The following is an 11,509-nucleotide window of genomic DNA, read 5'->3' on the forward strand; positions in this document are numbered from 1 at the left end:
GTTGTTCGCGGCCTCGCCCAGCGCCTTCTCGACCGGGCTCGACCCCTTGGTCGGCGTGGTGAGTGAACTCATCGGCGCCCCGCTCCTCCCGGTCGTCCCTGCTCCCCGACCGTGACACCGGCAGATCGATCCCGCAACGACAGATCGGCTTTTGCATCGGGTCTGAATCGCGTCCGAGGCGCCAGAACGTGAGGATGATCGGCACAACGCAACAGTTGTGCGTCCGCGCTGGCAGCCTGGTTCAGCTTGGCACGGCACGCGGGCGGCACGACCCGGCTCCAGCGTGACCGGTATTCCGTCGGGGCAACGGGTGAAGCCCGGTCACCGGTCGGTCACTGCCTTGGCGGGGACCAGGTAAGGCCGCTTCCCCTGGACCCCAGCCGGAAACAGCACCGTCCTCGTTGGGTTCGTCGGCGGTGCGGACCCGGGCCGGACGGACGGAGTCGCTGCCGGGCGCCGGCGAACACGTAACCAACCTCGATGAACGTCCCGGCCTTCGGCTTGTGCCAGACCGTGAGCACAGTGCCGTCACCGTGCACGCCCGTGCGCAGCAACAGGTCGGCGGCCCGGTCCAGCTCGTTCTGCACCGCGAAGCACCCGCCGATCAGGGCAGCGGCGGCCTCCGGATCCGGACGGCCGGCGGGCAACCCGTCGTCGCGCTCGACCGCAGCGGACCCGGCCGACGGCGGGGGCGACGGCGAAAAAGGCCGCGGACGACTCCGAGCCGGTCTGCCGAACGCGTGCTCCCCAGTCGCCATCGGGCCACGCCTTGGCGGGCACCCCGGAATTCGGCAACGGACCGGGGCGACCGAGGTAGCCTGGCGGCCGGTGGCCCCGATCGAGGGAGATGCGGTGGACGTTTCCTCAGCCGTTCCCGAGGAGCTGCGCCCGGTGGTGACGACGTCGTCCGGAACGTTGCGGCTGGTGTTCGTGCCGCGCGTCACGCACCTGCTGACCAAGACGTGGGCCGGCAGCCTGGCCATCCCGTTCGCGGTGGCCGGCCCGCTGCTCGTCTTCGTGGTCCTGCCCGTGGTCGCCGTCGTCTTCGGATGGACCACGATGTGGCACACCGCCCTGGTGCTCGGCGGCGTCCTCGCTGCCCTCGGTCTGGTGCTGTCGGTCGCCCTGCCGTGGAGCCTGCGTTCCGACGCACGGTGGATCGAGCTGAACCCGGGGCAGAACCCGGCGCGGGTCCTCGTCAAACGGCTCTCCGGGGCCGAGCGGACCAGTGCGTTGCGGTCGATCGCCGTCATCGAACACGTGAAGCTCGCCGAACCCGCCGGTGTCGAACTGCAGGTACGCACGGCGGACGAGACCGTCCAGGGAGCCGAGCGGATCGACGTGAACGCCCGGACCCTGGCGGACTGGCTGAGCAGCCTGCCCGGCGTCGAGGTCGAACACCAGAAGGTCGTCGACCGGGTCAACACGACCCGCGACCGCTGGTGGCGGCCCACCCAGGTCGCCGCGGTGTGGGAAGCACCCGCCGACGCCGTCCCCGTGATCGCGGACGAACTCGGCGTCCGATGCGATACCTTCGTGCCCCGGGCCGCCGCCATGAACGGGAACACCCACGCGATCGACGTCTACGACCCGGACGACGTCCAGGAGATCACCGATCAGCTCACCGGCGAAACCGTCGCGGCGTTCATGCTGCGCCGGCTGACGAGCTTCACGCGTGAGGCGAGGCTGCCCGCCGGCGACGACCCGCTGCTCCACCTCGTCAAGGACACCGCACTCGCCGAGCGGTACCACACCGCGCTGCGGCAGCTACGCGATCCCGGGCCAGAAACCTACCTTTACGTCACGTTCGCGCAGTACTCGTTGTGCCAAGCCGTGCGCGGCGAGCCCGTTCCGGCCGCAGGTCCCCCACGATGGACACCACCGCCCGACTTCGAAGCGGTACTCGCCACCTCGATGACCGCCCCGATTCCCAGACCGACCCGATCCGCCTGACCGAACACTCCCCCGCGGCCCCGTGCAGAGCGACCGGCCCCAAGAGACAGTCACGAGATTCCGGTCCGAGGACGACCGTGGGTCGCTCGGCCGCGAACAGCTGCGCCAGCGCGGGACCAAGGCACTTGAGCAGATCGGGTTGACGCCACCAGCCTGTGACGTCGGCACAGCGATGCTTCTGCCGGCAATCGGGTTTACCTCACCTGTCCGGCCTGTCCGCTTTCCCCGTACCGGTGACCGCACTGCCTGCGGTCGGATCCCGGAGCATGAAATCCGTTACGGTTCATAGTGGACGTTGATCGACGATGTCCGGTCGTTGATGTAGTCGCCGACATACGAAACCGCTGTCCAGTTGTGCCAGGCCTGGTGCCTTCCGCCGTACACGGCGTGTTCGTAGAAGTTCACGTAGTTGCACCTGGAGTGACCGGCGGTCCACGACGAGATCTTGTCGTTCATGTTCGTGAGGAACGGGTTCTGCGTCTCCAGGTCGCGGATGCTGTAGCCGGCGGTATCGCACGGTCCGTACTTGCCGTACCAGGTCACCGTGTCCCCGCCGTAGCCGGCATCTTCGTAGATGGTCAGCAGAAGCGTGTCCGCGGCAACGCCGAGCGCGGCAGCCGTCTCTTCCCGGGAAGGTCCACAGCTTTGGGACAGGACCCTGGACGCTGTTTCGCCGGGCCGCAGCCGGTCCAGCAGATAAGCGCAATGGTTGCCGGTGGCAGGTTCGGACGTGGCCGCGGCGGCGGGAACCGGGGCCGCGAAGAGCAGCGCCGCACCCAGTACCAGGATTGGTGGTTTCTTCATTGTTCATCCCTTCAGTACGGACAGAAGTGGAAGTGCCAAGTCAGCGCGATACTTGCCACCAGGCACCGGCTGGGAAATGCGTCTGATGGGAACAGATACTTTCACGATTATATGCCCGCACCTATCCGGCATTGGGACTGCTCAGCCCCGCTTCGATGCAAATGTGATTGCTGCAACCGTCGGCGGCTTGTGCTCGGTCGGGAACGATGGCCGAGACGCCCGAAGCCAGCGTGACCGAGCTTCCCAGGGTGGTCAGGGTTCTGAGGATGTGCATGGTTCGACCCTCCAGTGTGACTACGGGCAACGCTACGACTTACGTGCCCGACCCTCGCCCTCGATACTTTCGGGCATCTCCCGGGACTGGAGTAGCGGCATGTCCGCCATCTTGCGAATCGTGTCCCCGGTCATGCCGTAGTGGTTCAGGAACGCCTGGCGCAGCGTCTCGGCGGACCGGAAGCCGCACCGACGAGCGATCGCGGCCAGGGACAGTTCACTGCCGCGTACCAGGTGCGCGGCAGCTTCGGTCCGCGCTGTCCGAACCGCCCGCGCCGGGGTGACGCCCCACTGAGTCCGGAACAGCCTGGTGAGGTGCCGGGTGCTGATCCCAGCGCGGGCTGCCAGCGCCGGCGGGCTGAGGTCCTCGGCGAGGTGGGCGGCGATGTACCCGGCCAGATCCCGTACGACACGGTCGCCCGGTGGTGGCGCCAGGAACGTGCTGATCTGCGCCTGATCGGCCGGCCGGTGCAGGTACGTGACCATCTCGCGGGCGACCTCACGAGCCAGAGTGGGACCGTGGTCGTCCTCGATCAGCGCGAGCGTGAGGTCCAGCGCACTCGTCACGCCGGCGGAAGTGTAGATGTTGCCGTCGCGGACATAGAGCGGGGCCGGGTCCACGGTGACGGCGGGGAACACCGAGGCCATCAGATCGCTGTAGTTCCAATGGGTTGTCGCCCGGCGGCCGTCGAGCAAGCCCGCCGCGGCCAACAGGAACGCGCCGGTGCACACCGACGCGATCCGCCTGCAGCACGGAGCCAGCCGCCGCAGCTGCGTCAAGAGCCCGGCATCGGTCATCGCCGTCTGCGTGCCGTGGCCGCCGACGACCACCATCGTGTCGATCCGGCCGGTCACGGACGCGAGTCGCCGGGCGCCGGTGAGGCCGATCCCGGAAGAGCTGCGCACCGGCCTCCCGGTCGCCGACGCGAGTTCGATCGCGTACGGCGGGCTCGCCCGGTACTCGTTGGCGATTTCGAACGTCGCGCTCGAGCAGGCGACATCCAGGATCTGTGCATCGTCGTAGGCGACCACCAGCACGCGCCGGGCCGTCGAGTCTCGGACGCTCACATCGCCGTCCCCTCACTCATGCACCGCGGTGTCCAAGTTACGCGAGCCGGCGGTGAACGACGTCCGCCGGACTGACCGGACGCGCCGGTGGCAGCGTGCAGACGGCGGTCGGTGTGTCGAGAACCGGGTTGGTACCCAATGCCACCATGCGGAACCGGGGTGGATGGCACACGGTGAGGCTGGACGGGCCGACGACCCAGTCGTCCTCGATGTAAGTCCAGCATCTCGGGGCCCTCTCGGACGCCATGCACGAGGCCTGAGACCAGGGCCGGGGTGAACGGGCACAATTGATCGCCGTTCGGCGGCCCGAAGCTGGACCCGCCGAGCATCTCACTCGGATGCCGAGGGCTCAGGACCACTGTGTGTGCGCGGCGCCGAAGGCCGCCTGTCGTGTCCGACACCTGAGCGCTTGGCGAGCTCGGCAGCCATCTTCTCGGGGCCCCCGTGGTGCCGAGGCACGCCGTCGTCACAGCCGACCAGCACAGCCCGGGAGCACGGAAGGTGGTTCGTCGGCCGGTGGCGGGCGCCCGGGTGCGAACCCGGGCGCCCGTGGCGAGTCCGGTCAGCGCTCGGCGGGTTCGAGCAGGATCAGCGGCACCTCGCGGTTGCCGGCCTCGGCGGCCCGGGTGCGAAGGCCGGCGAAAAACGGGTAGAGCTCGTCGGTGTAGGCCAGCCAGCTCGCCCGCTCCGCGCCTTCGGCCACCCGGGCGGTCATCAGCCGGCGGTCCGGACCGTCCTGCAGCTGCACCGTCGGGTGCGCCACGAGGTTGTGGAACCAGCTCGGGTTGCGGGCCTGGCCGCCGGCCGCCGCGCCGATGGCGTAGACGCCGTCACGCTCGATGCGCATCAGGGCGACCTTGCGCAGCTTGCCCGAACGGGCGCCGCGCATGGTCACCACGACCACCGGGCCACCCCCCATCGTCGCGCCTTCGCGGCCGTCGGTGCGCTCGTAGCGTTCGACCTGATCGCGGGTTGTCGCATCGGCACTGGGGACGTACTCGCCGTCGAGCAGATCCGTTGTCATGTCGGGGAATTCCTTTCGTCGAGGGCGGCTTTCACGCGCCGCCGTGGTGCACCGGCTTCAGCCGGCTACCCGGATCACGGTCTTCCCGATCGTCCGGCCGCTCTCGGCGAGGGCGTGCGCCGTCTTCACGCTTTCGGCGGTCAGGCCCTCGAGAACAGTGGTGACGATCGGGCGCAGCCGGCCCGCCGCGACGTCGTCCGCCGCCCGGGCGAGGATCCGGCCCTGGCTGCCGACGTCACCCCCGGCCACGATCTTGCTGAACACCATCTCGCTGTGCAGTGACAGCGATTTGCCTGTCAAGGCCCCTGCGTCGAAGGGGCTGGCGAGGTCGATGGCGGCCAAGTGACCGAAGGGGCGCAGCACCTCGGCGATCGCCCTCAGGTGGCCGCTGGTGCCCGAGGTCGACAACACCAGGTCGACGTGGTCGATCCCCGCCGTGCGGAGCTGTCCGGCCAGGTCACGCCGGTGGTCGACGACCAGGTCGGCGCCCATCGCCGCCGCCCACTGCCGAGACGCGGGCCGCGAGGCCGTGCTGATCACGAAGGCCGGCGTCGTGGCCTTGAGCAGTTGCGTGGCCATCGACCCGACGCCGCCGGCCCCGCCGACGACGAGCACGCGGCCGACACCGGGCGGCAGCGCATCCTGGTCGCGGAACAGCGATTCCCAGGCCGTGAGGACACCGATGGGCAGCGATGCGGCGTCGGTGAACGCGAGCCGGTCCGGGATCTTGGCCACCACCCGGTGGTCGACCGCGACGCGCTCGGCCCAGCTGCCGTCGCGAGTGAAGTCGCCGGTGCCCATCACCCGGTCCCCGGCCGCGAATCCGGTGGCCGCGGACCCGGCCGCGGCGACGACCCCGGCGAACTCCCAGCCGAGGACGATCCGGCCGCCGGGCTCGGCGCTGCGCGTCTGCCGGATCGCGGCTTCGCCCGGGTTGATGCCGATCGCCCGGACTTCGACCAGCAGGTCACCGTCCCGTGGCCGGAGTTCGGCGACTTCGGTCAGCTCGATGGCGAACGCGTCGAGCGCGTGTGCCTTCTCGTAGGCCAAGGCTTTCACGGCTTCAGTCCTGCTTGAGGGCGTGCAGCGCCGAGAGCGGGCCGCCGATCTGCATCAGGCGGCCGCCATCGCGCAGCGTCCCGGCGTCGACCGGCGCGAATCCGAGGGCGTCGGCGACGGTGCGGAAATCCGCCTTGGCGGCCTCGTCGTCACCGGCGTAGAACAGCAGCTGCCGCCCTTCCGCGTGCCGGGGATCGGCGGCGATGTACTGGGCGTAGAGGGTGTTGAAGGCCTTGACCACGCGCGCGCCCGGCGCACGATCGGCTACGAACTCACTCGCCGTCTCCACCCCGAGATCGGCGACGGCCGGCCGCATCGACTCCAGGTTGTTGGTGGTGTCGACCAGGATGCGGCCGTCCCAGTCGGGCAGCCCGGCCAGCGCGGCACCGACCTGCGGCCACATCACGGTGAGGAAGACCATGTCGGCGGCGGCCGCTTCCGCGGGTGTGCCCGCGCTCGCGAGCGGCCCCAGCCGGGTCACGACGTCGCGCAGCGTGTCCGGGCCGCGGCTGTTGCTGAGCGTCACCTCGCGGCCGGCCGTCACGAGGTGCCCGGCGATCACCTGCGCGACCGTCCCGGCGCCGATGGTTCCGAAGTCCATGACCGTCCCCTCCGTTTTCGATGACGTCCATCATCATAATTAATGATTGCAGTCGTCATCATTAACCGTCAAGCCGGACTCCCCCGCGGACACCCGCTTTGATGATGGGTATCATCGGAAGCGGTGACGAGCTCGCCGGGAAGGTGGTCGACGTGCCCCGCGTCACGCAAGAGCAGAAACGGCTCAACCACGCGAAGATCGTCAGCGCGGCCGGTGCGGGATTCCGGCTGCGCGGCATCGACGGCATCGGCATCGAGGAGCTGATGAAGTCGGCCGGCATGACGCACGGCGGGTTCTACAACCACTTCGCCTCGAAGGACGAACTCACCCTCGAAGTCCTCCACCAGGGCTTCACCGACTCGCTCGAGGCGCTCGACGCGATCCGCGAAGCGCATCCCCGCTCGGCGCGCGCGGCCCTGCACGACATGATCGACCACTACGTCAACGCCGAGCACCGCGACCACCCCGAGATCGGCTGCGCCTCGGCCGCCCTCGTCTCCGACGCCGGCCGCCACGGCGCCGCCGCCCAGGCCGAATACCGGCGCGGGCTCGACGGCTACTTCGCCACCATCACGGACATGCTGCTCGACCGCGCACGCCAGTCCGGCACCGAACTCGCCCCCGCCGAAGCCCGCGAGCGCGCGGTGGCGCTGTTCAGCCAGATGGTCGGCGCGCTGCTCCTCTCCCGGGCGATCGCGGACGCGGCTCCGGACCTGTCGGACGAAGTACTGGCAGCCAATCGGCGGCGGCTCAAGAAGCTCTGACCGCTGTCGTCCAGGCCAGATCGGGAAAGCCGATGCCGGCGGCCGCCGCGGACGCGAGAACAAGGGATCACGTGCGGAGCCGCGTCACAGGCTGTCCCAGAACTCCGTCAGCACGCGTGCCGCCCGTGAGGTCCTCGGTGGCGACGGGGTACCAACCCCGGCCCGGCTGCGGGCAGGTCGCGGCCGCGCTCACGCAGCACCTCCGGGGGTATCGACCGGTACAGCGCGAGAATGGCCCGGCCCATTTCCGGGCCCTGACCTCGCTGACCCAGCTGCGCAGGAGGTCAGGACGAGTCATCGCCACTTCCAGCACCTACCCTCCGCTGAGGCTGTGGCCGACGAGATCGACAGGTGCGCCGAAGCGGGACAGCTCGTCGATCAGCCAGTCCCGGTAGCCGGACATGGTCGCACCGAATCCGGCGGGCAACGGCGCCCCGAAGCCGGGAGGGGCAAGCAGGACCGCATCCCGCCGGCGCGGTCCGGGCAGCTCGCTGAGCAACGGAGTCCACACCGCGGGAGTCAGAGGGACGCCGTTGACGAACACGATGGTCATGGTTACGAGGACAGCAGTGGCCGGGGAAGCTGTCCAAGACCTGTTCCGCACCTCGTGATGCGGCGTCCGCATCACGAGTACGCCGCGTGCACGCTTCCCGACCTGGATCTGAGGCGACGCCCTGGTCGTCCGCGCACCACTGCCGATCCCAGGGCCCCGGGTTCTACCCGAACGGGTGAAAGCCGTCGTGGGAGACGGCTGTCACACGGCCGCGCCGTGACGATCTCGGAGCGGCCGGGTCGGTAGCGGTGTGGAAGTGATCGGAACTTCCGCCCAGCCAAGCAAAGCCGTACCGAAGGAGAACACCGTGACGAAGCCGACCACCACCACGTCCGCCGCCCGCTCGGCCTCGACCGAACTGGACAAGGCCGGCGTCAGCGCGCTCGTGTCCCAGCAGGGTTCCACCACCATCGCCGACACCGTGGTGTCGAAGGTCGCCGGTCTGGCCACCCGCGAAGTGTCCGGCGTCTACGCTCTCGGCAGCGGCGCGGCCCGGGCGTTCGGCGCGATCCGCGAACGGATCCCCGGCGCGTCCGCCTCGGTGAGCCAGGGCGTGTCGGTCGAGGTCGGCGAACGCCAGGCCGCGATCGACCTGCAGATCCTCGTCGACTACGGCGTTTCCATCAGCGACCTGTCCCGCTCCGTGCGCCGCAACGTGATCACGGCCGTGGAGCAGATCACCGGCCTCGAGGTCGTCGAGGTCAACATCAACGTCTCCGACGTGCACCTGCCCGGCGACGACGAGGACGGAGACGCCAAGACCGATACCGGCCGCGTTCTGTGACCCCCGGCGCCGGCATCGACCCGGACCGCATCGCCGCCGCTGTGCAGGCCCTGGCCCCCGTCGCGGGCCTGCACAGCGGCCGGTTCGGCGAGATCGCGACCTACCTGCCCGGTCGCCGCGTTCCCGGCGTCCGGATCCGTGCCCACGAAATCACCATCGGCGTCACCATCCACTACCCCGCCACCACCACCCAGGTCGGTGCCGCGGTCCGCGCGGCGGTCGGCCCGGCCGACCGGCCCGTGGCGGTCCGGATCGGCGACGTCGTCTTCGCAGCAACCGACCTCGGCACCACAGCGGTGTCCGCACCAGGAGGAGAGAACTCGTGAACTCCACCCACCTTGGCCTGCTGACCGGACTCGCCCTCGGGCTGGCCGCGGCCTTCGGCGGCTTCGGCGCCTTCTTCGTCGTCCTCGTTCTCGGTGCGATCGGCCTGCTGGCCGGCCGCGTCCTGGACGGCAAACTCGACCTGTCCCGGCTCACCGGACGCGACCGGGGCTGAGCACCATGACCGCCACCAGCCCGGCAGCCCCGGCAGCCCCGGCAGCCCCGGCAGCCCCGGCAGGCCACGACGAACGAGGCCGCACCACGATCGCCGACCGGACCGTCGAACGCATCGCCGCGCGAGCGGTCACCGACCTCGACGACGTCGGCGGCGCGGCGACGCGGGTGCTCGGCCTCGCGATCGGCCCCGGCAACACCGCCGAAGTCGACGCGACGGTGTCCGGCGGCACGGCCGTCCTCGACGTCCGGCTTTCCCTTGCCTACCCCACCCCGGTCGGCCCGGCCACCGAGTCCGCCCGGCAGCACCTGATGGACCGGGTGCACGAACTCACCGGGCTCGGTGTGTCCCGGGTGAACATCACCGTCACCGCCCTCCGCCGCGACGCCGGGGAAGACAGGAGGGTCCGGTGAAACGCCGTCCTCGTCGCAGTGTTCCCGCCACCCTCACCGCCCTCGTGCTGCTTGCCGGGTGCGTGGTCGTCGCGGCGATCGCCGTCCAGCTCATCCTCGGACAGGCCCCGTGGGCCGACTACCACGCGATCGCCGCGGCCCTGCACGGCACGCACTGGAACCAACTGGCTCCCGCGCTCGCCGGCGGTGCCGCCGCGGTGTTCGGCTCGCTGATGCTGCTGTGCGGAATACTGCCGGGCAAGCGCACGATCCTCCCCCTCGCCGGCGATCTCGAGTCGGGCGTCTCGCGGCGCAGCTACCGCAGCACTCTGCGCGCCGCGGCGTCCGATGTGGACGGGATCACCGGCGTGAAACTGAAGCTGAAGCACCGCAAGGTCACCGTCAAGGTCTTCACCCGCCGCACCGGCACCACCGGGCTGGCCGACGCGGTCCGCGAAGCGATCTCCCGCCGCGTCGACCAGATCGAGCCGGCCACCCGGCCGGCCGTCAAGGTCAAGGTTCAGGCCGTCAGGAGCCCGTCATGACCAACCGCAACCGTCCCGCCCGCCTCAACCGGACCCTGCTCATCCTCTTCGGGTCCGCGCTGCTCGCCACCGGAACCTTCACCCTGCTGACCCACTTCGCGCGGTTGAAAGTCTTGAAGCCGGACTCTGCGCTACTCCCGCAAACCGGCGACCTGCCCACCTGGAGCCTGTACGCGACTGCGGCCGCCGCGGTGCTCGCCGGGCTGCTCGCGCTGCGCTGGCTGCTGGCCCAGCTGACCCGCAAGCCGAAAACCCACACCTGGCGCTTCGAGGACACCCCAGCCCGCGGCCGGACCGAACTGGCCGCGAGCACCGCGATCACGCCGTTCATCGACGAGGTCAACCGCTACGCGGGGGTCGACAACGCTCGCGCCACCCTCGCCGGAACCCGTGACAACCCGGCCGTCGCCTTGGTGATCAACGCCGAGCAGGACGGAGAGCCGGCCGCGATCCGCCGGCAGCTCGACACCGCCGGTCTTCCCCGCCTGCGCCTCGCCCTCGGCCTCCGGGTGCTGCCGGTCACCGTCGAATTCCGCTTTTCCGCCAAAACCGGCGCTCGCGTTCGCTGAGCTCACCTCCGCAGGGTGATGCGTTCCGGCCGCTCGGCCACCCGTGCGGCCCCCTGAGCAGCTCGGCGCCGTCGGGGCCGGCCAGCACCGGGCCGAACAACTGTTGCACGGCACCGAAGGTGAAGTCCCGTTCCAGTTCCGCACCGCGGGCCCACAGCACGGTGCCTTCGCCCATCGCGGCGCGGACGTGCCTCAGCAGTGTCGACTTGCCGACCCCCGCAGCCCCCTCGATGACAACCACACCTCCGCGGCCGGCCGCCAGGCCACGTAGCGTCAGATCCAGTGCGTCCAGCTCGGAATTCCGCTCCAGCAACGCATCCGTCACTCCGTCCGTCTCCGGCATCCGACCCCCCGCGCCGCGGCACAGGAGCAGCCGTGGCGGGTCCGAGATACGCAAGTCACGCGTACGGCCCAATGCCTACCGACCAGACGGCCGCCGCGCTACTCGGATCGGACGGGAGCAAGGCCGGCGGCGGGCCGCTTAAGGCGGCGCGAAACCGTCTCGGCGCGAGCAGCGGCCAAGCACGCGCTGCCGCCGGCCACCGCAAACACCCACCACCTGATCCCGGGCCCGTCCCGGTCGTGCGTGACTACGCCGGGTTCTCCGCGACGGCGAGGTAG

General features: G+C 70.2%; 15 protein-coding genes. 8 read left to right on the plus strand and 7 right to left on the minus strand.

Annotation, left to right across the window (positions count from 1 at the left end; genetic code table 11):
* Positions 1-852: 852 nt before the first annotated feature.
* Positions 853-1,953 carry a hypothetical protein gene (locus tag C2L58_RS37075; protein ID WP_146073746.1) on the plus strand — a complete coding sequence of 367 codons (1,101 nt, stop codon included), beginning with the start codon at positions 853-855 and terminating at the stop codon, positions 1,951-1,953.
* 276 nt (positions 1,954-2,229) lie between these two features.
* On the opposite strand, the gene C2L58_RS37085 is transcribed toward C2L58_RS37075, so the two are convergent.
* The 5 genes from C2L58_RS37085 to C2L58_RS37105 all read right to left on the minus strand — a co-directional run bounded on the left by C2L58_RS37085 (position 2,230) and on the right by C2L58_RS37105 (position 6,782).
* On the minus strand, positions 2,230-2,757 hold the full coding sequence (locus tag C2L58_RS37085; RefSeq protein WP_103342316.1) for a hypothetical protein: 528 nt from the start codon (positions 2,755-2,757) through the stop codon (positions 2,230-2,232).
* Between the two features lie 306 nt (positions 2,758-3,063).
* Positions 3,064-4,065 (minus strand): GlxA family transcriptional regulator, encoded by a 1,002-nt coding sequence (locus tag C2L58_RS37090; RefSeq protein ID WP_369904295.1) that lies wholly within the window; start codon positions 4,063-4,065, stop codon positions 3,064-3,066.
* A gap of 595 nt (positions 4,066-4,660) precedes the next feature.
* The gene (locus C2L58_RS37095; RefSeq protein WP_103342317.1) at positions 4,661-5,122 is read right to left on the minus strand and encodes a nitroreductase/quinone reductase family protein; all 462 of its coding nucleotides are present in this window, start codon (positions 5,120-5,122) and stop codon (positions 4,661-4,663) included.
* A gap of 57 nt (positions 5,123-5,179) precedes the next feature.
* The gene (locus C2L58_RS37100) at positions 5,180-6,181 is read right to left on the minus strand and encodes a zinc-binding dehydrogenase (RefSeq protein ID WP_103342318.1); all 1,002 of its coding nucleotides are present in this window, start codon (positions 6,179-6,181) and stop codon (positions 5,180-5,182) included.
* Between the two features lie 4 nt (positions 6,182-6,185).
* Positions 6,186-6,782: an NADPH-dependent F420 reductase gene (locus tag C2L58_RS37105; RefSeq protein WP_103342319.1), complete on the minus strand. Its 597-nt coding sequence runs from the start codon at positions 6,780-6,782 to the stop codon at positions 6,186-6,188.
* Between the two features lie 104 nt (positions 6,783-6,886).
* On the opposite strand from C2L58_RS37105, the gene C2L58_RS37110 reads away from it, so the two are divergent.
* Positions 6,887-7,546: a TetR/AcrR family transcriptional regulator gene (locus C2L58_RS37110; protein ID WP_233226157.1), complete on the plus strand. Its 660-nt coding sequence runs from the start codon at positions 6,887-6,889 to the stop codon at positions 7,544-7,546.
* Between the two features lie 313 nt (positions 7,547-7,859).
* Here the strand turns inward: C2L58_RS37110 and C2L58_RS37115 are convergent, their stop codons facing one another.
* Positions 7,860-8,099, minus strand: a complete 240-nt coding sequence (locus C2L58_RS37115) for an alpha/beta fold hydrolase (protein WP_199191636.1) — start codon at positions 8,097-8,099, stop codon at positions 7,860-7,862.
* Between the two features lie 358 nt (positions 8,100-8,457).
* Here C2L58_RS37115 and C2L58_RS37120 point away from each other — a divergent pair, with 358 nt between their 5' ends.
* Genes C2L58_RS37120 through C2L58_RS37140 form a run of 6 tightly spaced genes read left to right on the plus strand, consistent with a single transcriptional unit; the run spans position 8,458 to position 10,888 of the window.
* On the plus strand, positions 8,458-8,883 hold the full coding sequence (locus C2L58_RS37120; RefSeq protein ID WP_233226158.1) for an Asp23/Gls24 family envelope stress response protein: 426 nt from the start codon (positions 8,458-8,460) through the stop codon (positions 8,881-8,883).
* Complete coding sequence (locus tag C2L58_RS37125) at positions 8,880-9,209, plus strand: hypothetical protein (protein ID WP_103342320.1); 330 nt, start codon at positions 8,880-8,882, stop codon at positions 9,207-9,209. The genes C2L58_RS37120 and C2L58_RS37125 overlap by 4 nt, the downstream gene beginning before the upstream one ends.
* Positions 9,206-9,382, plus strand: a complete 177-nt coding sequence (locus C2L58_RS50055) for a hypothetical protein (RefSeq protein ID WP_199191637.1) — start codon at positions 9,206-9,208, stop codon at positions 9,380-9,382. Before C2L58_RS37125 ends, C2L58_RS50055 begins: the two co-directional genes overlap by 4 nt.
* Positions 9,383-9,387: 5 nt before the next feature.
* Positions 9,388-9,795: an Asp23/Gls24 family envelope stress response protein gene (locus tag C2L58_RS37130; RefSeq protein WP_103342321.1), complete on the plus strand. Its 408-nt coding sequence runs from the start codon at positions 9,388-9,390 to the stop codon at positions 9,793-9,795.
* Positions 9,792-10,319: a DUF6286 domain-containing protein gene (locus C2L58_RS37135; protein ID WP_103342322.1), complete on the plus strand. Its 528-nt coding sequence runs from the start codon at positions 9,792-9,794 to the stop codon at positions 10,317-10,319. Before C2L58_RS37130 ends, C2L58_RS37135 begins: the two co-directional genes overlap by 4 nt.
* Positions 10,316-10,888 carry an alkaline shock response membrane anchor protein AmaP gene (locus tag C2L58_RS37140; RefSeq protein ID WP_103342323.1) on the plus strand — a complete coding sequence of 191 codons (573 nt, stop codon included), beginning with the start codon at positions 10,316-10,318 and terminating at the stop codon, positions 10,886-10,888. The genes C2L58_RS37135 and C2L58_RS37140 overlap by 4 nt, the downstream gene beginning before the upstream one ends.
* On the opposite strand, the gene C2L58_RS37145 is transcribed toward C2L58_RS37140, so the two are convergent.
* The gene (locus C2L58_RS37145) at positions 10,839-11,231 is read right to left on the minus strand and encodes an AAA family ATPase (RefSeq protein ID WP_103342324.1); all 393 of its coding nucleotides are present in this window, start codon (positions 11,229-11,231) and stop codon (positions 10,839-10,841) included. The genes C2L58_RS37140 and C2L58_RS37145 overlap by 50 nt on opposite strands.
* Positions 11,232-11,509 lie beyond the last annotated feature (278 nt).

The organism is Amycolatopsis sp. CA-126428, assembly GCF_002904335.1.
Classification (GTDB): domain Bacteria; phylum Actinomycetota; class Actinomycetes; order Mycobacteriales; family Pseudonocardiaceae; genus Amycolatopsis.